Here is a 24,779-nt window from a genome sequence, read left to right on the forward strand (position 1 = left end):
CAATGGAAAAAAGAATACGTACAAAAGAAAAAGATGCCATCATTCAGTCATTGAAGTCAGGCGTTACTCCAAAGATCGGCATACAACATATACAAGTTGGTCGCATCAATGAAGTACAGGCATTATATAAAGATATTGAACGAATATCTGAAGGTGGTTCTGCATTTCGATTAATAATTGGAGACTATGGCTCAGGAAAAACCTTCTTTCTCAGCGTCATTCGCTCTATTGCCTTAGAGAAGAAATTGGTGACGGTGAATGCTGACTTGTCACCAGACCGAAGGATTCATGCTACTTCCGGACAGGCCAGAAACTTATACTCAGAACTGATGCGTAACTTGTCCACGCGAAACAAACCCGATGGAAATGGTTTGCCAAGCGTAGTAGAGAAATTTATTACAGTTGCGCGCAAAGAAGCAGACCAAAAGCAAGCAGATGTTTCTAGCGTCATCCATGAAAAACTAAGCGACCTTACTGAATTGGTTGGTGGCTATGACTTTGCGAAAGTGATTGATGCCTATTGGCAGGGGCATGAGAGAGATGACGATGCATTAAAAACAAATGCTATTCGATGGCTACGTGCTGAATATACAACCAAAACCGATGCTAGAAGAGATCTCGATGTCAGGACGATTATTTCTGATAATAGTTTTTACGACTCATTAAAACTAATGAGTCTATTTGTTCGGCAAGCAGGCTATGAAGGCTTACTCGTCAATCTGGATGAACTGGTAAACTTGTATAAACTTGGCAATACACAAGCTAGAACATCCAACTATGAGCAAATTCTTCGGATATTAAATGATTGTCTTCAGGGGTCAGCTGAACATATAGGCTTTCTCTTGGGGGGAACGCCAGAATTTTTGTTAGATCCAAGAAGAGGTTTATATAGCTATGAAGCCCTACAATCTCGATTGGCGGAGAATAGTTTTGCGCAGCGAGCTGGTGTAATTGATTATTCCTCTCCAGCTCTACATCTTGCCAACCTCACACCAGAAGAATTATATATTTTGCTTAAAAATTTACGTCATGTATTCGCGGCTGGGGATACAGCGCATTATCTTGTCCCAGATAAAGCGCTAAAAGCATTTCTTATACATTGCAATCAAACAGTGGGTGATGCCTATTTTAGAACACCTAGGAATACCATCAAAGCATTTCTCGATATGCTCGCCGTACTGGAGCAAAACCCATCAATGCTGTGGTCAGATTTAATCAATAAAATTGCTATTGAAGAAGAACGACCTAGCAATTTTGATGAAATCAAACCCAGTGAAAATGATGACGCTATTGATTCCGATGATCTAGCTAGCTTCAAACTATGATTGAAGCGTACAAAGAACTGGATATACGCGTCCAGAAATGGATTTTTAAGCAGGGCTGGCCTAACCTTCGCGAAATCCAGTCCAAGGCGGTGAAACCTATTCTAGCTGGCGACAGGGATGTATTGATTAGCGCCTCTACCGCCGCAGGTAAGACAGAAGCATTTTTCCTTCCCGCATGTACAATGATTGCCGACCAAGAAAATGGCTTTGGTATTCTGTATATAAGCCCTTTGAAAGCGCTCATTAATGATCAATATCGAAGACTGGAAGAGCTGAGTGATATGCTGGAAATGCAGGTCACGCCTTGGCATGGTGATAGCCTCCAATCCAAAAAGAAAGAAGCCAAAAAAGATCCTTCTGGAATATTACTCATTACGCCAGAATCTTTGGAATCATTGCTTATACGAGAAGCAGGTTGGCTCAAACAAGCGTTTTCAGGATTAAAATATATTTGCATTGATGAGTTCCATGCGTTTATTGGCACGGAACGCGGACAACATTTATTATCGTTGCTCAATAGACTTGAACATCTTTTAGATCGCTATAACAACCCTATTCCCAGAGTTGCATTAAGTGCAACATTAGGTGATCTGGAGTCCGTTCCATTATCACTTAGACCCAATAAAAGCCTTCCCTGCGAAACCATTACCAGCAGCAAGAGCCAAAGTACGATTAAAGTCCAAGTGAAGGGTTATCTTGAACCCTCAGATTTGATGCAAGAAGACACACGTTTGCCCGCGGAGTATCAAATTTGTGAGGAAATTTACCAACGCTGCCGAGGCGGATCTCACCTTGTTTTTGCCAATAGCCGTCGTCGGACAGAGAGTATTGCTGCCCAGCTTGCAGACTTCAGTGAAGAGAATGTTGTACCAAATGAATTCTTTCCGCATCACGGATCATTAGCAAAAGAGTTACGAGAAGATCTAGAATCCAGATTACAAAAGGAAACGTTGCCCACTACAGCAATATGTACCATGACGCTGGAATTGGGGATCGATATAGGCAAAGTAAATTCAGTTGTACAAGTCACTGCACCCCATTCTGTATCAAGCTTACGTCAGCGATTAGGGCGTTCTGGACGAAGAAATTCCCCCGCCATTCTTAGAATGCTAATTGCTGAAAATGAATTAGGTAAATCACCAAATTTCATTGATCAATTAAGACTTGAGCTAGTTCAATCTTTGGCCATGATTCGACTGCTCATCGTTGGCAATTGGTTTGAGCCAGCAGACACAGCACAAATGCACCTATCTACATTACTTCATCAAATTTTGGCGGTTATTGCACAATGGGGAAGTATTCGAGTCGATCAGCTATTTACATTGTTGTGTGGACAAGGGCCATTCAAACAAATCACACCCGATCATTTCAAACAGTTGCTTACGCATATGGGAGCGACACAACTCATACAACAAATAGATAGTGGTGAGCTGGTGCTTGGGCTTGAAGGAGAACGCCTTACAAACTCCTATACCTTCTATGCCGTGTTTAAAACTCCTGAAGAATACAGAATAGTCGCGGGAAATAAAACACTTGGTACGCTGCCCGTTGATACGCTGATTACTAAAGATCAAAACATCGTCTTTGGAGGGAAGCGATGGAAAGTAATAGATATTGATGACAACAAAAAGGTTATCTACGTTACTGCCACCAAAGGTGGCAAGCCACCCAAATTTGGTGGCAATGGAATGTCAGTTCATGACGTTGTTCGACAAGAAATGTTTAAAATCTACGCATCAGGTGACTATCGGATCGATGTTGGATCTCAGAAAGTTGACTTTCTCGATGACACCGCGAAACAGCTATTCCAAGAGGGAGCAGACTTTTTTAGAAAATCGAAAATGAGTAATAATCCTATAATCCAACATAGAAAGCACTGTTTTCTGTTCCCGTGGTTAGGGGATAAAGTGGTAAACACGTTGGCTATCGCACTTATAAAAAATAAATTTACCGTAACTTCTTTTGGAGGTGCAATTGAAATACAAAATGCATCCAAAGATGAGATAACTAACTTTTTAGTCGATCTTACTGAAGATGTAATGCCAACGGAATTGGAATTGGCAAAAGCACTAAAGACAGAGCAAAAGCATATAGAGAAGTATGACAAGCATTTACCAGAAGCACTCCTATCCGAAGGGTTTGGAAGACGAACATTTGACATACGTAGTACAAAAAACTGGATCGAGCAGAACAAAGCGATATTTTAGGTCTCCACACGACTAAAAAACTATTATATTCAATCGTTAATTGTTACTTAATAGCAATAAGATATTAATTTTTATTTCTACTGCAGGAGACAAAAGAAATAAGTAAGGCGATGGGAATATATCTAGATACATTCTATCACTACCAAGAACTCGTTGAGAAAAGCAGAGTCGATTAGCTGATTAACAAAAATCGACGAGCACCTACCCCAAAGAGCCGAGTGGATAACGCAACAGAAAAGGCGGTGGTTGCCTACGCCGTTGATCAAGCCGCTCACGTTCAACACCGTACCAGCGATGAATTACGCAAGGCTGGCATATTTGTATCTGGCAGTGGTCTCCGCTCAACCTGGGTTCGTCACAATCTAGAAAACAAAAAAATACGCCTAAAAGAACTTGGAGAAAAGGTCGCTAGTTATGGCATTATACTCACTGTTGCACAGGTCGCAGCACTAGAGAAAAAGAAACATGATCATGAACCTTTCGGTGAGATTGAGACGGTACACCTAGGCTATCCGGGGGGACTAAGGACACATTCTACGTCGGCAACTTGCAAGGTGTGGAACGTATCACCAGCAAACCTTTGTCGATACATACAGTAACGTGGCGTTTTGTAACGTTCTACACAACGAAGCCCCCATCTCCGCAGCAGACGCTGCCCAATGATAAATTTTTACCTTTCTTTGAGGCTCAAGGAATGATGTATTGCGGTATAACACCAATGGAAAAATTAAGTGATGGCAAATCGATTTGGGCTGAGAAAAATTTAGCTTAAATCTAAACTGACATATACCGGATTGAAACGGATAACTGTCAGATCACACCTGAGCTACTACAGATTAGACCACCATCAGATTTGGGAAGCTGTTTTTGAAACTATTTTATCTTGGCTTGCGGATATTCTTTGTTACGCTGCGCCTTGAGCTTCGTTGCCATGAGTTTGGCATCATGCTTTGATTTTCCTTTAATTGCATCGAGTTTCTTTTGGATTTCTGCCTCTGCGCTATTATTTTTGTTGTTCGTCGTCATCATCTTCACCTGATTTGCGGATTTCCTTAATTAATTTTCTGTACTCAATATCATTGCGTGGCCCCAAATATGGCCCTTCATGCCCTTCCTCCTCAATAGCATCACCAAGACCGTCATAGTTACGCCCTTTCTCAGCCATCTCTTTCTTAGCTTGGTCGATCTTCTTCTGAATCTCGTTATCTAATTCGTCGTCAGTCATCATTTTAACCTCAGCATCAAATGGGTTACATCATCCCGCCAGTTGTTTACAGGGCTGTACCCTTTGCTTTGATAAAGGCGCGTGTGAGCAGGGGAAACAGGATCACATAGCCAGATTTCCTGCGCTCCATTGATCGAGGCGTAAAGGTCTGCCGCATACAACGTAATATCAAGAACCTTGCCTGCCAGCTCGTTATTAACGGGGGAGCGTTCAAGGGCATGAAGTCTAAGCACAAGCCTGTTACCTTCCATCATGCCGTAACATAGGCCGTGTAGTGTTCCGCCCCGCCTGATAGCCATATCAAACCGTCTTGACCCACCGCGACTGCGATATTCATTGTAAAGCCTTACCCAATCCCACGTTGCTGCCTTCTCAGGTTTAGACCACATAGTCTTCCATGAGCTTGCTTCATTGGCATCTTTGAAGGCGATTTCAGAGAGAGTGATCCCTAGACCACCGAAATCCTTCTCGACATTACGAAACACCTGCGCCCGTAGCTTCTCATGGTAGCTAACGGTTTGTTTATAGGTGAGTGAGCCATATTGCTCTGCGTCCATGTGTATTCCCCCAATCGTGGCAAATGTAAAAGCGTCTGTTGTAGCGATAAAGGTGTTGGCATTCTGCGATAGGACATGCCAATCTCGCCCATGATTTGCTAGCCTATTCCAGACAGGCGCACAATCACTTGTCGAAGTGATTTTCGGAACAGGCTCGTAAAGCTGCGATTTTTGTGCGAATGAACGCGCATAAGTCATTGATTGGGTTGATAAGTTCGGTTCCGGCCTCTGGTACCAAATACTTGGTTTAGGAGTATTAAGACTGGCCGCGCTTAGGGATAAAAACGCAGCAGATATCTCGCCTACTGCAATCCCATACTCAAACCGCTACTCCAAGCCTTCGAACGCACCCGTAAAGTTCGCGTCATAAGCTTCGCCAGTCGTCGACATAAGGATATAAAGCGTCTTCTTTAGGCTCTTATTGGGAACCGAAACCACGTAGTACCCCTTTCCCGCCTTGTGGATTCCCATGTCGCCCTGCGAGATGGCACTCCAGCTCTCTGCCAACTTACCAAAGCCCAAGCCAACATCACGAGCGACCAAGTCTTTTACTAAACTTGCGGCAACACCGACCGCCTGCTGCGGAGCAATAGTTGCGGCATGATCGCCATGGGCTGCAGCCAACTGAGTAAACAGCGCCGATAAAACAAATAAAACCGAAACAATAATCTTCATAGCAATACCTTTAAGCCTTAAATTATATTCAAGTAACAATTGATTAATAAAAACGCTAATCCCCTAACGCAATGAGCACTAGTCGTTTTTAACCGGTAGTTCCGCGCCTAGCGGCTGGGAGTTTAGATTCATCTTCTTTTTATAGTTAAGTAGCGGCGAGGCCTGCTGCTCCATATCTTCATGTATGTGGTAATGGTCATCGGTATTTAGCGGGAACTCATCCGCATAATGCGCATGCTGGTAACCGTGTAACTGCATTAATAATAACAAGCCACCGAGCAGCATTAACAATAGGTTCACGGCATTACTCAAACGCCTAAACGAAGCACTCCTGCGCCAGCCAAGCAGCACGACAAACATTACACTTAACGCAATAATTTGGCCGATTTCCACTCCAGCATTAAACGCCAAAATCTTGAGAACCAAGCCTTCGTCACCTAGCGGCAATAACTGCAGCCGTGTAGACAACCCAAAACCATGGATCAAGCCAAATATAAACACCGCCCAAAAGATATTTGGCGACGCCATATCAAAATACTTTCGGAAGCCATCGAGGTTATCGAACGCCTTGTAGCAAACGGTTAGTGCGATAACCGCATCGATCAAATAATAGTCTGCGCGAACCGCAAATAGAGTCGCCAATACCAAGGTGAGCGAATGGCCCAGCGTAAATGCGGTAATAAGCTTAACAATATCGCCGAACCGCGTGAGAAAGAACATAACACCGAATAAGAACAGCAGATGATCGTAACCGGATAGCATGTGGGTTGCACCCAGTCGCATATACTCAAATAAGCCGGCGTTAACGATACGCGCTTGATCTTCTGCGGACATGCCATGAGCCAATACCGTTGCGCTTGCAACCAAGCAAATAAGAAGTGCTGTCAGAAATAAGAAAAACCTGTGCATTTTGTGCTCTTTTTATAATAGTCGTACTGAAAATTATCCATTACTACACTAACGAGTTACAACAACCGAAGTAACAATTATCTAACCTAGACAACAAATTGTTGCATATGCTCCCATTCCCGAACTCTACTCTCTGCTGGTCGCTTGTATAGCCGCTTTAATCCCACGTAGAATGCGAAGCTACACATCAAGTCAACCGCCAAATTTTCCATCCCGATAAGGCCTTAGTTAACGAGTGAGCTTTTAATATTCCCGCGCCACCCCCATATACTGGGCTGGTTTAATATCCTGACACCGTTAATACCAAACACCGTAACGGCCTATATTGCATTAACTTCGGAGACCCCATGGAAAAGATGTTTGAAACCCTAATGTATCGCTCTCGCTGGATACTCGCACCTATCTATCTCGGGCTGAGTGTCGCAGTGCTCGCACTTGCCATTAAGTTCTTTATCGAACTCGCCCACCTGATGCTTGAGATTTGGACGATCAAGGAAGTCGATATGATCTTGATTGTATTGACCCTAATCGATTTAGCCATGGTTGGCGGTCTACTCATCATGGTGATGATGAGCGGCTACGAAAACTTTGTAAGTCAACTCGATATTGATGAAGATGAAGAAAAGCTAAGCTGGCTGGGCAAAATGGATTCATCATCGCTAAAAGCAAAAATCGCTGCGGCAATTGTAGCGATATCCTCGATACACCTGCTCAAGGTCTTTATGGGTGTCGAGAATATCAGCGGTGAAAACTTAAAGTGGTATGTCATCATCCATCTCACCTTTGTTGGTTCGGCGTTTGCGATGGGATATTTAGATGCGCTTACTAAACATGGGAAGCACTAAGCAGCGCAATCCGAAAAGAAAGTCTAAACTATAACCGGTGGCGCCGAATGTAACCGTTTTGCAGTGCCTTCGGCGCTACGGTAGAATACACGCCAATTGACCATTCACTTTCAGGAGACCCCGAGAATGCCCTATTTTCGTGCGGCGATTATCTTTATTACCCTCTGCTTTACCCTTGCGGTTCCTTTTCAGGCGCAAGCGCAAACTGGTGACGCAGCACGTTTAGAGCGCATCAAAACCTCTCTCGCAGCAAAACAAGAAGCTTTGGCGACTCTGGAAAACCGACTACTCTCCTACGTTGCCAAGCAGGAAGATGCTACGACCAAACTGGCCAAGGCTGAGCAGGAGCTCGCTGAATCGAGAGCCACGCTGGAAGCCGCAAAAGGCGACGCCTCAGAGGCTGGCTTACGTCAACTGTCACTGGCTGAAAAGCGTTTAGAATTAGATGAGCGCGGAGTGCTCAATCGCGGCAAGCGCCTCGATAGGATCAATCGTAAAACGGCAGAGCTAGAAGCAGAAGCAGCGGATCTTCAAGCTGAAATTGCATGGGCTGAGGGCCAGCTTGGTGGCAAAAAAGTAGCTGCAGCACCTAAACCCAAATCAAAACCCACCCCCAGACCAACGCCACGCCCTGCCGCCGTCGCTGCGCCAAAGCCTACTTTGGCACCCACGCTGGCACCTACGCTTATACCTACAGTAGCAAAGACGAATCCAGTTACTGCTCCAGCACCAACAATAAAACCAACAACCACTCCGAAACCCGCACTGAAGCCAACACCGCGCCCAGTTGCAGTAGAAGACGAAATAGAAACAATAGAGCAAGAAGTTGACGAAGCAATTGCGAAACGCCCCAAACTGGTAGCGCCGATTGCACCAACAGCCGCCCCTCTCGCTGACGAGATCGAGCGCGTATTAACTCCTCGCGAGCGTTATGCCCGCCGGCAAATGAAGCGCTTAAACGATCTGACAAAGGATGCCGACAAAGGCGAACACCGGCGCTACGATGAACTCCTTATGAGAGTTGACCGCGATGATGAAATTGAACTGGAATATCTCGGCAACGAGCAGTTCTACGGCGAAGTGAAGATGACAAAAGGTCGACACAAATTAACGATTAATTTAAGCCGTTACGTTGTGAATATCCCGAAAGCTGCGGACGGTGATACGTTTGTGGTGATTTATGATACGACAGACCTGAGCGAACCCAAGTTTATATTCTTCAATAAGAACTTACTCGACTAAACTGGCCGCTGTAAAATTAAAAAAGCCCCTCATGTAGGGGCTTTTTTATTGCTCTTTTGTTGCTCTCTCAGCTCACGTTTGCCACATCTTCGGTCGAGCCACAATTTAATGATCCAACAACCACGCTTTACTAGCGACAATCAAACCATTCTCACCTGCTCATACCTTTGTTCAGCGAACAAAAAGCAAAAAAAAAACGGCGAGGAAAGCCTCGCCGTTTTCGATCCTACTCGGATTCTAAATTAAGCTTTAGAAGCCATAAACGCCATTAGGTCTACAACCTTGTTTGAGTAGCCCCACTCGTTATCGTACCAAGAAACAACTTTAACGAACTTCTCGCTCATCTGGATGCCAGCATCAGCATCGAAGATAGAAGTGCGAGGATCACCGATAAAATCGTTAGATACAACGGCGTCTTCGGTATAGCCCATTACACCTTTCAAAGGACCTTCAGAAGCAGCTTTCATCGCCGCTTTAATTTCTTCGTAGGTTGCAGGCTTCTGTAAACGAACAGTGAAGTCAACTACAGATACATCAGGAGTTGGTACACGGAACGCCATACCGGTTACCTTGCCATTCAGCTCAGGAATAACCTTACCAACGGCCTTAGCTGCGCCAGTTGATGATGGGATGATGTTCTGGCCAGCGCCACGGCCACCACGCCAATCTTTAGCAGATGGACCGTCAACAGTTTTCTGAGTCGCTGTAGTAGCGTGAACAGTAGTCATCAAGCCTTCTTCGATACCCCAGTTGTCATTCAACACTTTAGCTAGCGGAGCAAGACAGTTGGTAGTACAAGACGCGTTAGACACGATGTTGATGTCTGAAGTGTACTTATCGTTGTTAACACCCATAACAAACATTGGCGTGTCATCTTTAGACGGGCCAGTCATTACGACTTTTTTAGCGCCGGCTTTCAAGTGAGCTTCGGCAGTTTCTTTAGTTAAGAAAATTCCAGTCGCTTCAGCAACGAAGTCTGCACCAATTTCGCCCCACTTCAAATCTGCTGGGTTGCGCTCTGAGGTTACACGAACATTCTTCCCGTTCACGATCAACTTGCCATCTACTACCTCAACGGTACCTTTGAACTGACCATGAGTGGAATCGTATTTCAGCATGTAGGCAATGTAATCAACGTCAAGCAGGTCGTTAATACCTACTACTTCAACATTGTCGCGTTCGCAAGCGGCGCGAAATACCAAACGGCCGATACGTCCGAAACCATTGATTCCGACTTTAATGGTGCTCATAGTTTTCTCCTAGAGTGTGAAAATTAAGCCGGACGAAAGTCGGCTTTATGTTGCAATGAAAGTTGATATATCGCTGTTAGCCCGACTTTAAAGCAAGGCCACAGCTATTTACGTAATTCTGTATTGCCAGACCACGAATGGAAATCGTCGATCCCTGCACTAGCGGTTTGCTAACTGGCTGAAGTCGAGCGCTCTTTAGTGGCTCCGAAGTGATTTAAGCTATTGCTAGCAGCGTATTTACGGTCGACGCCAGACAACTGAAATCGGGCGCTATTCTAGCGTTTTCGTACCGAAAGCTCCACTTATTGCACTGACTATCGGACACATTTAGCCGAAATAGATCAAAAAGACGACGAATTTACAACATTTCCCGTGACGCTCTGATCGCCCCTCGGTAATCGACAAAATTAATTCGAGATTTTTGCTACCGTCGCTCGTGCGATCTCGGTAATAGCCGCCCAATCACCAGCATCAACCAAGGCCTTCGGCGCTAACCAAGTACCGCCAACACAGGCAACATTTGGCAATGCCAGATAATCGGAGAAGCTCTCAAAGGTCAAGCCACCGGTAGGGCAAAAGCTGATCTGCGGTAACGGGCCAGCGAATGATTTTAGCAACGCTAAGCCGCCGACTGCTGCGGCTGGAAAAAGTTTAAAACAGCTTAACCCCTGCTCCATCCCCATCATCACTTCCGACAGAGTCGAAACGCCAGGCAACAGCTGCACATTTAACTCGTTTGCAGCATCAACCAAGCTTGGGGTGTAACCGGGGGATACAGCAAAATCCACACCGAGTTCGGCAACCGTGTGGAGCTGGTTAATCGACACGACCGTGCCCACACCAACCTCAATCCCAGAGCATTCGGCTTTGATCATGCGCAGCGCTTCAACTGCAGCATCGGTGCGCAAAGTAACTTCAATTGCTTTGATACCGCCCGCTTTTAGCGCATTAGCTAAGGGAACTGCATCTTCAACGCGATCAATAACCACAACTGGCATTACACCGAGCGGCTCTAAATATGCTTTGGGGATTGCCATGATTTGGTCTCTAGCGATTACACATGCGGGCATCTGAGATAAGGGAATGCTGGCGGTTTGCGCTGTAGCGCCAATTTAAGAGGCGAGTACAGAACAAACCGCGAGCGATTATTTTAGTCGAGAGGCAAAAGCTAGGTGAGACTGCACCAAAGCTCAAACCCTTCGTTGAGCCAACGGCGGCCGTCATTTTCCATCAGCAGATCTGCAGAGCGCGGACCCAAACTTCCAGCGGCATATTCTTCGGGCACAACATTTTTAGCATCCCAGCCCGCAAAGATTTGGTCGACCCAAGTCCAAGCAGCTTCTACTTCTGCGGCACTAACAAACAAGGTTTGATCGTTGCGCAATACATCGAAGAACAAACGCGAGTAGGCGTCATGGGTGACCTTTTTGGCTTGCTCTGCAAAAGAGAGATTAAGCACGTCATCCTTCAGTGGAATACCGGCATCCAAGCCCGGCACTTTATTCATAACGCGAATACTAATACCTTCATCCGGCTGCAATTGAATAATCAACTGGTTAGCCTTGTGCTCGGAGTGGTTAACCGAAAATATCTGATGACGATTTTGCTTAAACTGAATCACAATTTCCGAATGGCGCTTATTCAAGCGCTTGCCGGTCCGCAAGTAAATCGGCACACCCGACCAACGCCAATTTTCAATCTCAGCTTTAATGGCGACAAATGTCTCAGTTTTGCTGTTGGGGTCGATCTCGTATTTGTCGGACTTTTCTTCTAAGTAGCCTGGCACGATTTCGCCATCGGCATTACCTGAGCTGTACTGCCCACGGACAGTTAATGTCTCAACTTCATCGTGAGGAATTAAACGCAGTGCATTCAGCACTTTTAATTTTTCTGCTCGAACTGAATCGGCATTCAAACATGCCGGCGGTTCCATGGCGACCAAACACAAGACTTGTAGCAAGTGATTTTGCACCATGTCGCGAGTAGCACCCGTTTGGTCATAGAATGCCCAGCGGTTACCAACACCAACAGATTCGGTGACGGTAATTTGTATATGATCGATGTACTTTGAGTTCCATAACGGCTCAAAAATATCGTTAGCAAAGCGTAACGCCAACAAGTTTTGCACCGACTCTTTACCTAAGTAATGGTCGATACGGAATAATTGCTGTTCGGTAAAGGTACGCGATAATTCGTTGTTAATTTCCAAAAATGATTCGCGGCTATCACCTAAGGGTTTTTCTACGACTAGACGAGCATTAGCGTGATTTAACCCACACACGTTTAGCGAGTTACAAACAGTGCCAAAAATTTTCGGCGGTATCGCCAAATAAATAACTAGCTGATGGTCTTCGGTAAAAAACTCTTGCTTAACGGCAGCTAACTCATCAGGGTTCGTGGCATCACCGCGACCAAACCATATTTTGTCTGCAAATCGCTGCCATTTTTCTTCGGAGAAAAGGTCATCACGAATACTTTTTTTCAACCAAGTATGAATTTTTTGGTGAAACTCTTCACGAGTTTGGCCTGTACGCGCCATGCCGATAATACGTACATCATCCGGCATACAATTGTTGAGCTCGAGAAAATACAGCGATGGGTAAAGTTTACGCAGTGCGAGATCACCATCACCCCCGACAATTAACAGGTCTGTATTCATTCCAGTGGGTACCTTGTTTTACGATTACTTCATTGAGTAGTTTTTGGGCGCTTACTAACTGTTCAAAATATGCGCAGCGAGGGGAAAAGCGCGGCCATTTTAGACTGTGAGTGGAACTCATTTCAACCACCCTACCACTAATAACCCCAGTAGCCTTGGCTCCAACAGTGGCTATAGATCTAATAGTCTCGCGCAACGAGACAGTATAAATGCCTATAATGGCGCAATTCAGCGTAGGTTCAGGGCACTAACGGCAACCTGTCTATATGAAGGCTCGACAATCGACTCGATCAGACCCAGCCTACAACTGCAACTTAAATGGATGAGACTTGTGTTTATACCCACTCCGCACCCTCGTAGATTTTTTTATGTCCGGAAGCCACTCGGCTATAGTCGACCAGCATTGAGGCGAATTTGCGCCCTCCTGTGCAGCCTATTAATACTTAGCGCCAACAGCACGGCTACCCCCGAAACGAACCCTCAGGTGCTATTTCAGGCCCATTACGAAGGGAAATATTCGGGTATGACAATTAAATCTGAGCGCAAGTTAAGCCGCAACGCCGATAACAGCTACCGGCTCAACTCCGAGGTAAAGAACTTTATCGCCTCTATTCGAGAGTCCAGCGAGTTCAAGCTATCGACGACTGCACAGCTACAACCCCAGCGTTATGAATACGCGCGTAAAGTACTCGGCTACAAGGCCTACGACAGCATCGACTTCGACTGGCAACAGCAGCAGGCCGACACACAACGCAAAGACAAGCCCGAGAGAGCGAGGCGATTAGCGCTGGACGGGAACGAACTTGACCCCGCACTATACCAGCTACAGTTGCAGGCCGACCTATATAACGGCAAAACAGAACTGCACTATCGCGTCGCAAAAACCAACAAAATTAAACTGCTAGCCTTTGAAATTGTGGGCAAAGACGTGTTCACACTCGGGGAAACAGCGCACAATACGCTGAAAATTGCACTTATTGATCCTGATACCGATAAAAATACAACAATCTGGGTAATACCCAGCTTAAGCTACCAAATTGCTAAAATTGAGCATGTAGAAGAAAATGGCGACGCATTCACCATCCGCTTGACCGGCTTTGACCAACAGGAAGCACTGCTCCATGAGTTCTACCGGAAAACCCTCAACAACTAACGCTTGGGTATATTAAGCAACCGACTATGACAGCGACACCAAATGGAAAAGATCGGCACTATATCGTGCTGTTCGCTGATATCGTTGGCAGCTCCCGTATCTACCAGCAACTCGGAAACTCGCGCGCGCAGCATGAAATCGCCCGTATTTTGGCACTGCTAATTGATATTGCCGAAGAACACGACGGAGAGCTGGTAAAAACGATTGGCGATGAAATTATGGTCTATTTCCTAGGTTTGGAAGAGGCTTGCCAAGCTGGGATTGCCATGAACCTGCGGATGGAAGACGAAAACCGCCAGTTGCGCACAGGTATGGCGATGGGGCCATTAATTTTTCATCGCCAAGATGTCTACGGCGACACGGTAAATGCCGCCGCTAGTCTCGTACGAATTGCCAAGCAACAGCAAATCTTAGTTAACGAAACCCTTTTCGAATCGCTCCCCCCTTGGCTGTTGAGCCACTGCGAACTGTTTGATCGGTTTAAGTACAAAGGCACCGACAGCATGGCCTTGGTATACCGCCTAAACTGGAGTGCTGATGCCCCCGGCCCACAGCTCGAAGCCACATTGGTTGGCGCAATAGCGGCAACATCAGATCATAGTAGTGTCGAGTTACGTTTAGGACTCGATGGCTCGCCGCTGGTTTACCACGCTAGCGACCCACCGCTGCATATCGGTCGCGACCGTGACTCAGTGCGACTGCTCGTAGACGATGCGCGGGTGTCGCGCAATCACGCTACCATTTATTTTAGGCGTGGCAAATTCATATTCGAAGACAACAGCACCAACGGCTCATACATGATAGACCCGAGTCGTGCGCCAATTTATTTGCGTCGCGAATCGGCCCCCTTAGGTGAACACGGTCGCATCACCCTCGGCGAACTCGATATGCCGGAACATATCACCATCCACTATAAACTCAGCTAACCTGTTAATAGCCCCCCTTCCTTCACGCTTTATTCGCCGCCAAAACCCAAAAACTAGCACTTTTGATTTAGATCTTTTGGCTATGCAACCATAGAAACAAGACAAAACCCATAATAAAGAACCAAAATAGACGCAATCGAGAAGTGCCATGTGTTAGCCAGTACTTACTGCGAAGCTACTTGCGTTCAAGGGCTAAAGCCAACAGTCATCCAAATCATCCCCAAACGACTAAAAAACCGTCATCTGGTATCGTGAATTGATATAAGAGAGCACCTTTTTTATTCTGCCCAAGAGTTTACTCTTAGGTTAAATCGAATTTAAAGGAGGCCCCAGATGACCGTAAAAAACCTGCAGCAGCGGCTGGCGGCTGTGATCGGCACCTTTATTTTTTATCTCTGCAATCACGGGCACTGCGAACCGGCAAACTACATCAACCCTACATTCCTGCCCAGTGAACACCATATCCCCGTGTACTTGCCGGTTAATTTAATGCACAACGAGGCGCTGTTTATGGCCGCGGACATCCGCATAAACAGCACACAAACCAGAGCCAACCAACTACTCAACAATGCCTGGCTGCGCGAACTAGATGGCAATACCTACTCGGGAATTGCCGCGATTAGAATGTTCCTCCGCTCGAGCTTAAGTGGATTATTCAATCAACCTCAATATTTAGCCCAAACCAATAGCTTTACCAAATCTGACATTGAACAAGAAATCTTTACCAGCGATTACGACACGCTCGGTTTTAGCGAAGATCTTCGTACCGAATACAAGCTGCAGGTTTCTGGAAGTAAATTAAGTTTGGCCCTACAACGTCGGTTTTAGCCGAAACTCTAAGGGCAGATATAGTAACCCCTGATACAGACGCGCCCCCAATTGTCGTCTGTTTTTCCTAGCCTCTCCCACCCCTGGAGGGGCTTTTTTTATTTAGATAATCGCTTGAAAAAGGTTCGTTCCCCCCCTTAGTAAGCATTTGGTGTTTGCACCCAAACATCTGGCACTGGTCGACGCCCCGCATTCGCTTTAGAATGCGGCCATCCAAATTGCCCCAAGCACTGCGCTTAGAGACCACATCCCTACCATGACAGATACAACCACCCAACAACGCTTCATTAGCGCACCACTTTGGCGTCGTTTCGCCTCGATGGTCTACGATAGTTTTTTAGTCCTCGCCCTAAGCATGGCCTATGGAGCTCTGATTACATTTATTGCGAGTCAAACGACTGGCGCAGCCAACCAAGGGAATTACACACCGATGGTGAATGGTGCAGTTGCAAATAGCTTGGTTTTTATCGGCTGGATAGCCGTTATTGCCAGCTTCTACAGCTACTTCTGGTACAGGGCAGGACAATCTACTGGGATGCGAGCTTGGCGGTTAAAAGTGGTGCAGGCGGATGCATTACCTGAGGTAAAACTCCCCACATTAAAGCAGAGCATAACGCGCGCGTTTTTAGCGCCATTCGCACTGACGCTTGCTGGCGCGGGCTATTGGTGGAAGTTTATCGACAGTAACAATGACTGTTGGCACGACCGCTTTAGTGGCACACGAGTCGTGGTAACGGCTAAAGATGAATAGAACGAAAACAGAGCCACTGCAGCGTCAACGGGCGCGATAAATCAACAGCCAGCCGTAGCAAAAACACAGCACTATTGGCACCAATACCGCATACATTGGGCTAAACCCCATAATGATTGACATCGGCCCGAGTAGTTTTTGTGCGGTTTGAAAAATGAGGCCGACCAACACGCCAATAAAAACCCGAAACCCCATAGTGGTTTGTCGTAGCGGGCCAAAAATAAACGAAATAGCAATCACCACCAAACTCAGCGTTGCCAGAGGCTGTAAGGCTTTTTGCCAAAATGCGAGGCGATATTCGCTGGAATCTAAACCCTGCTTATCTTGATATTCAGCGTAAGTGTGTAAGCGCTGCATCGGTAATTCGTCGGGGTTTAACACCAAAACATTGAGTAAGTCGGGTGATATTTCGGTGTACCATTTGCGTACAGCGAAGGTTTCCTTCTCGATACGATCCCCCTTAAAGTGGGTGATTCGCCCCTCCTGCTCCGTCCAGTACTCACCTTGGTAAATGGCCGAACCTATAAAACTAGCCTGTTCCAGCTCACCGGCTCTGTCAAAAGCATAGCGGGTAATACCATACAACTTGCCGTTCGGTAATACCGCGTTAAAGTGCATATATTCATCACCTTCGCGAAACCATAGACCACTTTCACTCTGCAGCGCACGCTCATGGCCCAGTGCTAAATCGCGGCGAGTATCGGCATATTGATCGGTATAGGGGGCAATGTACTCGCCCAACACAAACCCAATGGCAATAAATACCAGCACCGGCCGCATCACCGCACCAACCACCTGAGCAATCGAAACACCTGCCGCTCGCATAACCACTAGCTCACTGCTATTGGCTAATACACCTAGGCCAATTAAACAGCCGACGAGTGCGGCCAAGGGTAAATAGTCATAAATCGTTGAGGGGATATAGAGAGCGACATAAGTAAGCGCCGCAAAGATATCGTAGTTACCGCGCAAGGTGCTAAGTTGGTCTACCAAGGCCGCGATTGCATCGAGCGACACAATAACCAACAACACCCCCAGTACAGCCACAAGAACTTGCTGACCGATATAACGCCTTAACCTGCTCATGAATTCGGCCCAACTAACTTAGACAGATCGCGTCGCTGGCGCTTGAAAATCAAGCGTTTTTCAACCAAAAGCACGCAGCCCAGCGTAAAAAAGGCCAAGTGCACCAGCCATAAAATCCCCGGCACTGGCGCAGTGCCCTCTTCTATGGTGCCGCGCGCAGCGTTAATACACACCAAGTACAGCATGTACAAAATAATCGCCGGCAACATTTTAGCGTAACGCCCCTGACGCGGTTGTGTTCGGCTTAAGGGCACGGCCAAAAAGCCAACGACCAGAACCAATACGGGCATAGAAAAACGCCACTGCAATGCCGCTTTCGCTTCTGGCGACTTAGCTTGAAAAAGTTTTTGCGTAGTTAAACCATCGGTAAGCCGCTTCTGTTTTATCGAGTAATCCGGTTGCGGCAATATTTGTGAGTAGCTTTCAAACTCGACCACCCGATAATTCTGTTCTCCTGGGTTGCCAATATAGCGGCGCCCATCTTTCAGCAACAAAAACTTACGACCGGTACTCGCCTCGATAACCGTCTCGCCAGATTTTGCCGTCAAGACTGCCACATCATTGTTAGGCGCGCCCGCCTCATCATCAATATAGGGGGCCACTCGGGCCATAAACACATCGCGCAACTGCTTTTTGTCGTCGCTAATAGAGGCCGCATAGGTAGTTCCTGCGCCCTTCTCCAAGCTGTGGAAACGAGCCGGCTTTAGGGTTTCAAAGTCGGTTCGATTACGCTGTTCAGCCAACAAAGACTCAGACGCCCTAACGCCCTCTGGGCCCAAATAAAGGCTGAACACACCAACCAAAAGCGCAACGACAAAAGACGACGCCATGGTGTAACTCACCAAACGGCCATCGCTCATGCCGCAGGCAGACAGCACCGTCATCTCACTATCTAAGTAAAGACGACCATAGGCAAACAAAATGCCGATAAACAAACCGAGCGGTAAGATCAGTTCTAAGTAGGCAGGTAAACGCAAAACCAAAAGGGTCACGAGCACACCAGCGTCCAGCTTGCCCGTAGCCGCTTCGGCTAAATAGTTTACAAAGCGCGCGCTTAAAATAATCATCAATAGTACAAGGCTAACCGCCAACATACTGGAGAGAACTTCACGTGCGAGATATCGAAAAATAATCAAGGAAAGGTTACCTAAAGTAGCTAAGCCGCGATTCTAACAGCTCCACTGACATTTGTTGATCACTCTGCAGCAAACCTGTATTAAAAGAACGCCCTGACATACACTATAGGCCGCTATAAAATCATCCCTAGATTTTTTTGTGCTGCTCTTAGACCAACGTGTGGTTGCAGCGCTCTACAAGCTAAAGCAATTTAACAATAAATCGTTATGTGTTGTTTTTCATCGCCCATAGATACGAGGAAGCGTCAATGCCAAAAACCAGCGCCCAAAAGCTACTAGCCAAACAGGCAAATGTCTTAACTCATGCAACACAGTGCGCAGTGGTCTTCGCAGCCAACGACCAACTTTTCAACAGTGCAACAGCGCTGGATCAACGCTTGGAAGGTGTCTTAGCCGCAGCAATAGACAGCGGCGACCTAAAACCAAAAGCCGGTATGATGCGCTGGTTCCCAACACCCGCTTCTGCAGCCTTGCCCTGTAAACGTGTACTTTTGGTCCACCTCGGAAACTTTGAAGACAAGAGCAAACGCCATATTAGTAGTGGTAACCTTCGCGCCGCATTCCATAGTGTCGCCAAAGCCTTGAGCAAATCGCCCGCCAAAACCGCTACTATCTACCTCAACGAATTATTTAGCGAAAATGACGTAAGTATCACTCATGGCGCTACCAACTTAGAAATAGACGACCAAGTGTGGGCAGGCCAAGAGTTTGCCACCACCTTAGTAAAAGAGCTTTATCACTACTGCGAAACAAAATCCAAGAAACCAGACCCTGTCGCGTTAACGACACTTGTCTGGGCGACTGAAGCCAGCGCTGGTACCAACGCCTTGCGCCAAGCACTTAATCTCGGCTCCGCAATAGGCGCCGGTATTAATCTCGCGCGAGAACTTGGAGACTTACCGCCAAACATTTGCACACCCACCTATCTTGCCAAGCTCGCCGTGCAGTTAGGTGCCACCAGCCCTAAGCTTAACGCTCGCAGCCTAAGTCAGAAACAGATGGAAAAAATGGGAATGGGCGCGCTAATTTCAGTCGCCAAAGGAAGCTCAGAAGAAGCCAAACTGATCATAATGGAATACAAAGGCAACAAAGCTGCGAACAGCAAGCCTCACGTATTAGTGGGCAAAGGCATCACCTTTGATACCGGCGGTATTAGCCTGAAACCGGGCGCGAATATGGATGAAATGAAATACGATATGTGCGGTGCCGCCAGCGTATTCGGTACTATCAAGGCACTAATCGAGATGGATGCCAACCTGCACGTAGTGGGCTTGGTCGCCGCGGCCGAAAATATGCCGAATGGCAATGCATCTAAACCCGGCGATGTGGTTACCTCTATGTCCGGCCAAACCATCGAAATATTAAATACCGATGCCGAGGGCCGCTTGGTCCTCTGCGACACACTGACCTACGCTGAACGCTACAAACCAAAAACGGTTGTTGATATCGCCACCCTTACCGGTGCTTGCGTCGTGGCCCTAGGCAATCACGCTAGCGCCCTCTACAGTAACCACCAACCTCTCGCCGACGCGCTACTAAGTGCAGGTAATAACAGTGGCGACCGCGCGTGGCAGATGCCGCTGTGGGACGATTATCAAAAACAACTCCACAGTAATTTTGCCGATATGGCAAATATTGGCGGTATGCCCGGAGGGAGTATTACCGCAGCCTGCTTCCTATCAAGGTTTGCTAAAAAGTACCACTGGGCACACCTCGATATTGCCGGTGTAGCGTGGAAATCCGGCGCGGCAAAAGGTGCAACTGGGCGGCCGGTCAGCTTGCTAGTTACCTACCTATTGAATACCTAACAACAGCTCACAAATGACGATACAACACCGATGACCAAAATCGACTTTTATGTGCTGAAAAAGGAAGACTTAGCAGACCGTTCCCTCTACGCCTGCCGCCTAATAGACAAGGTGACAAAACTCGGGCATAGGGTAATGGTCGCGACTGACGATGCACAACAATCGGAGCAGTTCGATCAATTATTGTGGGAGTTCCGCCCGGAATCGTTCGTGCCACACGCCATTGCGGGTAGCGATGGCGCCAGCCTTGCGCCGGTACTTATTAGTCACGAGCTTGATGATAATGGGCACCACGACGTGCTGGTAAATCTTTCTCTACAGGTCCCACCGTTTTTCAGCCGCTTTCAACGACTGGCTGAAATCGTGGTTCAACACGAGTCAGTGCTCAACATCTGCCGCGAGAACTACAGTTTTTACAAATCTCGCGGCTACCCCGTTAATTACCTGAAATTAGGTTAACAGCTCGGGCCGAAGCCGCTAAGATATGACAAAACAATAATGACAAGGCCGTTTTACCTATGAGCTCTGAAAACAAGCCAAGCTACCCTTCTACCCGCGAAACGCTGCTAAGCGAGCTCGAGCAAATCAAACAGTCTCTTCAATTTAGCGAAGACGGAGACTCGGATGAAGATCTCGACATCCCGGTATTGACCGAAACATTAGCGACTAGCGTCGGTATTCCGAGTGAGGGTTATTCACAACTGGAACTTGATGAGCAAGAATTAATCGCACAGTTGGAGGCCGAACTTGAATCCAGCGCCGCGGCGGCTTTACCTGGTCAGCAATCTCTCTTCGATGAGCGTATCTTAATCATGGAGCCAGCGCCGTCCGACCTACCTGCCGCAAATGGTGAAAACCCGTTTTTGCCCGCTCACATTAGAGAGCGCCTTAATAAAAACAAAAATACAGTACTCGAAGAACTCGCCAATATAGGCGAAACACTCGCGCGCAGCTCCAACCAATACTCCAGCGTTAAAACCAAGCTAGCGGATGCTGCAGCTACAGAGGGCAATATCTCCGCCGAACCCAACACGGCGAGCAGCAGTCAAAGTACTAACGCCGAACGAACCACTAAAGCCGCACCAAACGACGCGCTTATCGATGAACTTGTAGCCGAATTTCTGCCCAAAATTGAAGCCGCCTTACGTAAAAAACTGAAAGAACGGTTTGAGTAACACCCAAGGCCTCGCCTAGTTGCACACAATCTCATGGTTTAAGCTCACCATTATGTCGCTGCCCTGCCCGCGAAATAATCTTTACCTAATGTATATTGCCTTCGCGCCGAAGATCACCCGTCCCTAGCCGCTGCATATTCACACGCATCAAGGTATAATCGCGCCCCCGTTTATAGACTTCTTTGAATTCACAACACAGGTGCCTGCGTAAATCCCCATGGATAAGACATATCAGCCTTCAACAATCGAAAAACAGTGGTACGAAACCTGGGAATCCAACGGCTATTTTGCCCCAAGCGGCGAAGGCGACCCCTATAGCATCATGATTCCGCCGCCGAATGTTACCGGCAGCCTGCACATGGGCCACGGCTTTCAAGAAAGTATTATGGACGCGTTAATTCGCTACAACCGCATGAAGGGGAAAAACACCCTTTGGCAGGTAGGTACCGACCATGCGGGCATTGCCACACAAATGGTGGTCGAGCGTCTGCTCGACGCCGAAGGTAAAACCCGTCACGATCTAGGCCGCGAAAAATTTATCGAAAAAGTATGGGAATGGAAGGAAGAATCCGGCGGTAATATCACCCGTCAATTGCGCCGTTTGGGTGCATCTCCCGACTGGAGTCGTGAACGTTTCACCATGGATGACGGTTTTTATAAAGCCGTACAAGAAGTGTTCGTACGACTTTACGACGACAAGCTCATCTATCGTGGTAAACGTCTGGTTAACTGGGACCCGAAACTGCACACTGCAATTTCCGACCTTGAGGTGATCAACGAAGAGAAAAAGGGTCATCTCTGGCATTTTAACTACCCGCTTAGCGATGGCTCTGGCCATTTAACCGTAGCCACCACCCGCCCCGAAACTATGCTGGGCGATACCGCGGTTGCCGTCAACCCAGACGATGAACGCTACAAAGCCCTGATCGGCAAAACCATCAAACTGCCACTGACCGATCGCGAAATTCCGATTATTGCCGACGATTATGTCGATATGGCATTCGGAACTGGCTGTGTAAAAATCACCCCAGCACACGACTTTAACGACTATGAAATGGGCCAGCGTCACAACCTAGAGATGATCAACATCTTTAACGACGACGCCCATATCAATAGCAACGCTCCCGAAAAATACGTGGGCCTAGATCGCTTTGTTGCCCGCAAGAAAATCGTAGAAGATTTAGAAGCGCTCGGCCTGCTCGAGAAAATCGACGATCACAATTTAAAAGTCCCCTACGGCGATCGCAGCGGTGTGGTTATTGAGCCCTACCTAACTAACCAATGGTATGTGAAAACCCAACCACTCGCCGACGAAGCTATTAAAGCGGTTGAAGATGGCGATATAAACTTCGTGCCTAAACAGTACGAGAACATGTATTTCAGCTGGATGCGCGATATTCAAGATTGGTGTATTTCTCGCCAGCTGTGGTGGGGACATCGCATACCGGCCTGGTACGACGACGCCGGCAATGTTTATGTTGGTCGTGATGAAGCCGAAGTTCGCACTAAATATTCGCTCGCCGACAGCCTCGCATTAAAACAAGACGAAGACGTGCTCGATACGTGGTTTAGCTCAGGGCTATGGACCTTTGGCACACTCGGCTGGCCGGAAGATACCGACTTCCTAAAAACCTTCCACCCATCGTCTGTACTCGTGACCGGTTTTGATATTATCTTTTTCTGGGTAGCGCGGATGATTATGCTCACGCTCTACTTCAAAAAAGAGATTCCATTTAATACCGTCTATGTACACGGCCTAGTGCGCGACAGCCACGGCCAGAAAATGAGCAAGTCAAAAGGTAACGTACTCGACCCCATCGACCTAATCGACGGCATCGATTTAGAAACGCTCGTGCAAAAGCGTACCGCCGGTATGCAAGTGCCACAGCTAAAACAAAAAATCGAAAAAATGACACGCAAGGAATTCCCCGAGGGTATCGCGCCCTACGGTACTGATGCCTTGCGCTACACCTACTACTCGCTCGCGTCTACTGGGCGCGATATCAATTTCGATGTCGGTCGAATTGAAGGTTTCAGAAATTTCTGCAACAAATTATGGAACGCCTCTAACTACGTACTAATGAACACCGAAGAACACGATTGCGCACAGGATGGCAGTAGCGATTACGAATTAACCTTGGCCGACCGCTGGATTGTGTCGCGCTTACAGCAAGCCGAAAAAGCCGTAATAGAAGGCATAGAAAGCTACCGTCTAGATCTGGCCAGCCAAGCGCTCTACGACTTTATTTGGAAGGACTATTGTGACTGGTATTTAGAACTCACCAAACCAGTACTATGGGATGACAACGCCGACGAAGCGGTTAAGAAAGGAACTCGCCGCACATTAATTCGCGTGCTGGAAACCATCTTGCGTTTGGCGCACCCGTTAATGCCCTTTATTACCGAAGAAATTTGGCAGCGTGTAAAACCCTTGGCAGGAGCCGAAGGTGACACCATTATGCTAGCCCGCTACCCAGTGCCGGATGCCACCAAAATAGACCAGCAAGCGATTACCGATATTGAATGGGCCAAGGGTATTATTTTAGGTGTTCGCAATATTCGTGGCGAGATGAACATTGCACCATCGAAACATATTCCAATTTACATAAAAAATGGTAGTGACGACGACAAACGCTGCCTCGCAGACAATTTGCAATTTTTGAAAAAGTTAGCGTCGTTAGAATCCGTTGAATGGCTTACCGATGCCGATGAAGCACCACTTTCGGCAACCGCCCTTGTTGGCAAACTCGAAATTTTGGTGCCTATGGCAGGATTAATCGATAAGGAAGCCGAACTCGCTCGACTCCAAAAGGAAAGCGACAAGCTCACTAAAGAAGTTGAACGTTTAGAAGCGAAGCTGAACAACCCTAAGTTTGTTGATAAGGCCCCTGCGGAAGTTGTCGACAAGGAAAAGAATCGCCTAGCCGACGTTAATAACGCCCTTGGCAAACTTGCCGAGCAACAAAATAAGATTCGCAATCTATAGGGAAACAATCTTCCCAAGGATGGGAAATGCTCAGCT

At 47.1% G+C, this 24,779-nt stretch carries 22 protein-coding genes and 1 pseudogene; 13 read left to right on the forward strand and 10 right to left on the reverse strand.

What is annotated here, in order from left to right; all coding sequences use genetic code 11:
• The first annotated feature begins 2 nt into the window (after positions 1-2).
• The 3 genes and pseudogenes from IDZ20_RS06370 to IDZ20_RS16335 form a co-directional block, all read left to right on the forward strand.
• Positions 3-1,325 (forward strand): ATP-binding protein, encoded by a 1,323-nt coding sequence (locus IDZ20_RS06370; protein ID WP_188150593.1) that lies wholly within the window; start codon positions 3-5, stop codon positions 1,323-1,325.
• Positions 1,322-3,532: a DEAD/DEAH box helicase gene (locus IDZ20_RS06375; RefSeq protein WP_188150594.1), complete on the forward strand. Its 2,211-nt coding sequence runs from the start codon at positions 1,322-1,324 to the stop codon at positions 3,530-3,532. Before IDZ20_RS06370 ends, IDZ20_RS06375 begins: the two co-directional genes overlap by 4 nt.
• Before the next feature lie 80 nt (positions 3,533-3,612).
• Positions 3,613-4,229, forward strand: a pseudogene (locus IDZ20_RS16335) (helix-turn-helix domain-containing protein); the annotation flags it as partial.
• 176 nt (positions 4,230-4,405) lie between these two features.
• Here the strand turns inward: IDZ20_RS16335 and IDZ20_RS06385 are convergent.
• The 5 genes from IDZ20_RS06385 to IDZ20_RS06405 form a co-directional block, all read right to left on the reverse strand.
• A complete protein-coding gene (locus tag IDZ20_RS06385; protein WP_188150595.1) occupies positions 4,406-4,558 on the reverse strand; it encodes a hypothetical protein in 153 nt (50 codons plus the stop codon).
• Positions 4,536-4,757 (reverse strand): hypothetical protein, encoded by a 222-nt coding sequence (locus tag IDZ20_RS06390; protein ID WP_245792156.1) that lies wholly within the window; start codon positions 4,755-4,757, stop codon positions 4,536-4,538. Before IDZ20_RS06390 ends, IDZ20_RS06385 begins: the two co-directional genes overlap by 23 nt.
• A complete protein-coding gene (locus IDZ20_RS06395) occupies positions 4,757-5,314 on the reverse strand; it encodes a hypothetical protein (RefSeq protein ID WP_188150597.1) in 558 nt (185 codons plus the stop codon). The genes IDZ20_RS06390 and IDZ20_RS06395 overlap by 1 nt, the downstream gene beginning before the upstream one ends.
• 327 nt (positions 5,315-5,641) lie before the next feature.
• The gene (locus IDZ20_RS06400) at positions 5,642-5,989 is read right to left on the reverse strand and encodes a DUF6488 family protein (protein WP_188150598.1); all 348 of its coding nucleotides are present in this window, start codon (positions 5,987-5,989) and stop codon (positions 5,642-5,644) included.
• A 78-nt stretch (positions 5,990-6,067) separates the two neighbouring features.
• Positions 6,068-6,898, reverse strand: coding sequence for a HupE/UreJ family protein (locus IDZ20_RS06405; RefSeq protein WP_188150599.1), 831 nt, complete (start codon positions 6,896-6,898; stop codon positions 6,068-6,070).
• A gap of 347 nt (positions 6,899-7,245) precedes the next feature.
• Between IDZ20_RS06405 and IDZ20_RS06410 the strand changes: the two genes are divergently transcribed.
• Positions 7,246-7,743 (forward strand): TIGR00645 family protein, encoded by a 498-nt coding sequence (locus IDZ20_RS06410; RefSeq protein WP_188150600.1) that lies wholly within the window; start codon positions 7,246-7,248, stop codon positions 7,741-7,743.
• A 126-nt stretch (positions 7,744-7,869) separates the two neighbouring features.
• Positions 7,870-8,985: a hypothetical protein gene (locus IDZ20_RS06415; RefSeq protein ID WP_188150601.1), complete on the forward strand. Its 1,116-nt coding sequence runs from the start codon at positions 7,870-7,872 to the stop codon at positions 8,983-8,985.
• A 242-nt stretch (positions 8,986-9,227) separates the two neighbouring features.
• On the opposite strand, the gene gap is transcribed toward IDZ20_RS06415, so the two are convergent.
• The 3 genes from gap to zwf all read right to left on the reverse strand — a co-directional run bounded on the left by gap (position 9,228) and on the right by zwf (position 12,894).
• On the reverse strand, positions 9,228-10,235 hold the full coding sequence (gene gap / locus IDZ20_RS06420) for a type I glyceraldehyde-3-phosphate dehydrogenase (protein WP_188150602.1): 1,008 nt from the start codon (positions 10,233-10,235) through the stop codon (positions 9,228-9,230).
• Positions 10,236-10,642: 407 nt separating this feature from the next.
• Complete coding sequence (gene eda / locus IDZ20_RS06425) at positions 10,643-11,272, reverse strand: bifunctional 4-hydroxy-2-oxoglutarate aldolase/2-dehydro-3-deoxy-phosphogluconate aldolase (protein WP_188150603.1); 630 nt, start codon at positions 11,270-11,272, stop codon at positions 10,643-10,645.
• 131 nt (positions 11,273-11,403) lie between these two features.
• Positions 11,404-12,894 (reverse strand): glucose-6-phosphate dehydrogenase, encoded by a 1,491-nt coding sequence (gene zwf / locus IDZ20_RS06430; RefSeq protein ID WP_188150604.1) that lies wholly within the window; start codon positions 12,892-12,894, stop codon positions 11,404-11,406.
• Between the two features lie 523 nt (positions 12,895-13,417).
• On the opposite strand from zwf, the gene IDZ20_RS06435 reads away from it, so the two are divergent.
• The 4 genes from IDZ20_RS06435 to IDZ20_RS06450 all read left to right on the forward strand — a co-directional run bounded on the left by IDZ20_RS06435 (position 13,418) and on the right by IDZ20_RS06450 (position 16,552).
• A complete protein-coding gene (locus IDZ20_RS06435) occupies positions 13,418-14,047 on the forward strand; it encodes a DUF3108 domain-containing protein (protein WP_483887637.1) in 630 nt (209 codons plus the stop codon).
• A 26-nt stretch (positions 14,048-14,073) separates the two neighbouring features.
• Positions 14,074-14,973 carry an adenylate/guanylate cyclase domain-containing protein gene (locus tag IDZ20_RS06440; RefSeq protein WP_188150606.1) on the forward strand — a complete coding sequence of 300 codons (900 nt, stop codon included), beginning with the start codon at positions 14,074-14,076 and terminating at the stop codon, positions 14,971-14,973.
• Positions 14,974-15,306: 333 nt separating this feature from the next.
• Positions 15,307-15,801, forward strand: coding sequence for a hypothetical protein (locus tag IDZ20_RS06445; RefSeq protein WP_188150607.1), 495 nt, complete (start codon positions 15,307-15,309; stop codon positions 15,799-15,801).
• A 256-nt stretch (positions 15,802-16,057) separates the two neighbouring features.
• Complete coding sequence (locus tag IDZ20_RS06450; RefSeq protein WP_188150608.1) at positions 16,058-16,552, forward strand: RDD family protein; 495 nt, start codon at positions 16,058-16,060, stop codon at positions 16,550-16,552.
• A 24-nt stretch (positions 16,553-16,576) separates the two neighbouring features.
• Here IDZ20_RS06450 and lptG read toward each other — a convergent pair whose 3' ends face one another.
• Entirely contained in the window at positions 16,577-17,638 is a 1,062-nt protein-coding gene (lptG, locus tag IDZ20_RS06455; RefSeq protein WP_188150609.1) for an LPS export ABC transporter permease LptG, read from the reverse strand.
• Positions 17,635-18,774: an LPS export ABC transporter permease LptF gene (gene lptF / locus IDZ20_RS06460; RefSeq protein WP_188150610.1), complete on the reverse strand. Its 1,140-nt coding sequence runs from the start codon at positions 18,772-18,774 to the stop codon at positions 17,635-17,637. Before lptF ends, lptG begins: the two co-directional genes overlap by 4 nt.
• A 248-nt stretch (positions 18,775-19,022) precedes the next feature.
• Here lptF and IDZ20_RS06465 point away from each other — a divergent pair, with 248 nt between their 5' ends.
• The 4 genes from IDZ20_RS06465 to IDZ20_RS06480 all read left to right on the forward strand — a co-directional run bounded on the left by IDZ20_RS06465 (position 19,023) and on the right by IDZ20_RS06480 (position 24,743).
• Positions 19,023-20,582, forward strand: a complete 1,560-nt coding sequence (locus IDZ20_RS06465; protein ID WP_188150611.1) for a leucyl aminopeptidase — start codon at positions 19,023-19,025, stop codon at positions 20,580-20,582.
• A gap of 30 nt (positions 20,583-20,612) precedes the next feature.
• Complete coding sequence (locus IDZ20_RS06470) at positions 20,613-21,041, forward strand: DNA polymerase III subunit chi (RefSeq protein WP_188150612.1); 429 nt, start codon at positions 20,613-20,615, stop codon at positions 21,039-21,041.
• Between the two features lie 59 nt (positions 21,042-21,100).
• Positions 21,101-21,757 (forward strand): hypothetical protein, encoded by a 657-nt coding sequence (locus IDZ20_RS06475; RefSeq protein ID WP_188150613.1) that lies wholly within the window; start codon positions 21,101-21,103, stop codon positions 21,755-21,757.
• A gap of 217 nt (positions 21,758-21,974) precedes the next feature.
• Positions 21,975-24,743 carry a valine--tRNA ligase gene (locus IDZ20_RS06480; RefSeq protein ID WP_188150614.1) on the forward strand — a complete coding sequence of 923 codons (2,769 nt, stop codon included), beginning with the start codon at positions 21,975-21,977 and terminating at the stop codon, positions 24,741-24,743.
• Positions 24,744-24,779 lie beyond the last annotated feature (36 nt).

The organism is Teredinibacter waterburyi (genome assembly GCF_001922985.1).
Lineage (GTDB): Bacteria > Pseudomonadota > Gammaproteobacteria > Pseudomonadales > Cellvibrionaceae > Teredinibacter > Teredinibacter waterburyi.

Bases quoted from the DNA above. Each gene is read 5' to 3' on its own strand.
- IDZ20_RS06450 (WP_188150608.1), top strand. From the start codon at position 16,058: ATGACAGATACAACCACCCAACAACGCTTCATTAGCGCACCACTTTGG.
- IDZ20_RS06385 (WP_188150595.1), bottom strand. From the start codon at position 4,558: ATGACGACGAACAACAAAAATAATAGCGCAGAGGCAGAAATCCAAAAG.
- IDZ20_RS06370 (WP_188150593.1), top strand. From the start codon at position 3: ATGGAAAAAAGAATACGTACAAAAGAAAAAGATGCCATCATTCAGTCA.
- IDZ20_RS06410 (WP_188150600.1), top strand. From the start codon at position 7,246: ATGGAAAAGATGTTTGAAACCCTAATGTATCGCTCTCGCTGGATACTC.
- IDZ20_RS06435 (WP_483887637.1), top strand. From the start codon at position 13,418: ATGACAATTAAATCTGAGCGCAAGTTAAGCCGCAACGCCGATAACAGC.
- lptG (WP_188150609.1), bottom strand. From the start codon at position 17,638: ATGAGCAGGTTAAGGCGTTATATCGGTCAGCAAGTTCTTGTGGCTGTA.
- IDZ20_RS06415 (WP_188150601.1), top strand. From the start codon at position 7,870: ATGCCCTATTTTCGTGCGGCGATTATCTTTATTACCCTCTGCTTTACC.
- IDZ20_RS06405 (WP_188150599.1), bottom strand. From the start codon at position 6,898: ATGCACAGGTTTTTCTTATTTCTGACAGCACTTCTTATTTGCTTGGTT.
- IDZ20_RS06390 (WP_245792156.1), bottom strand. From the start codon at position 4,757: ATGACTGACGACGAATTAGATAACGAGATTCAGAAGAAGATCGACCAA.
- eda (WP_188150603.1), bottom strand. From the start codon at position 11,272: ATGGCAATCCCCAAAGCATATTTAGAGCCGCTCGGTGTAATGCCAGTT.
- IDZ20_RS06400 (WP_188150598.1), bottom strand. From the start codon at position 5,989: ATGAAGATTATTGTTTCGGTTTTATTTGTTTTATCGGCGCTGTTTACT.
- IDZ20_RS06375 (WP_188150594.1), top strand. From the start codon at position 1,322: ATGATTGAAGCGTACAAAGAACTGGATATACGCGTCCAGAAATGGATT.
- IDZ20_RS06445 (WP_188150607.1), top strand. From the start codon at position 15,307: ATGACCGTAAAAAACCTGCAGCAGCGGCTGGCGGCTGTGATCGGCACC.
- zwf (WP_188150604.1), bottom strand. From the start codon at position 12,894: ATGAATACAGACCTGTTAATTGTCGGGGGTGATGGTGATCTCGCACTG.
- IDZ20_RS06470 (WP_188150612.1), top strand. From the start codon at position 20,613: ATGACCAAAATCGACTTTTATGTGCTGAAAAAGGAAGACTTAGCAGAC.
- IDZ20_RS06395 (WP_188150597.1), bottom strand. From the start codon at position 5,314: ATGGACGCAGAGCAATATGGCTCACTCACCTATAAACAAACCGTTAGC.
- IDZ20_RS06475 (WP_188150613.1), top strand. From the start codon at position 21,101: ATGAGCTCTGAAAACAAGCCAAGCTACCCTTCTACCCGCGAAACGCTG.
- IDZ20_RS06465 (WP_188150611.1), top strand. From the start codon at position 19,023: ATGCCAAAAACCAGCGCCCAAAAGCTACTAGCCAAACAGGCAAATGTC.
- IDZ20_RS06440 (WP_188150606.1), top strand. From the start codon at position 14,074: ATGACAGCGACACCAAATGGAAAAGATCGGCACTATATCGTGCTGTTC.
- IDZ20_RS06480 (WP_188150614.1), top strand. From the start codon at position 21,975: ATGGATAAGACATATCAGCCTTCAACAATCGAAAAACAGTGGTACGAA.
- gap (WP_188150602.1), bottom strand. From the start codon at position 10,235: ATGAGCACCATTAAAGTCGGAATCAATGGTTTCGGACGTATCGGCCGT.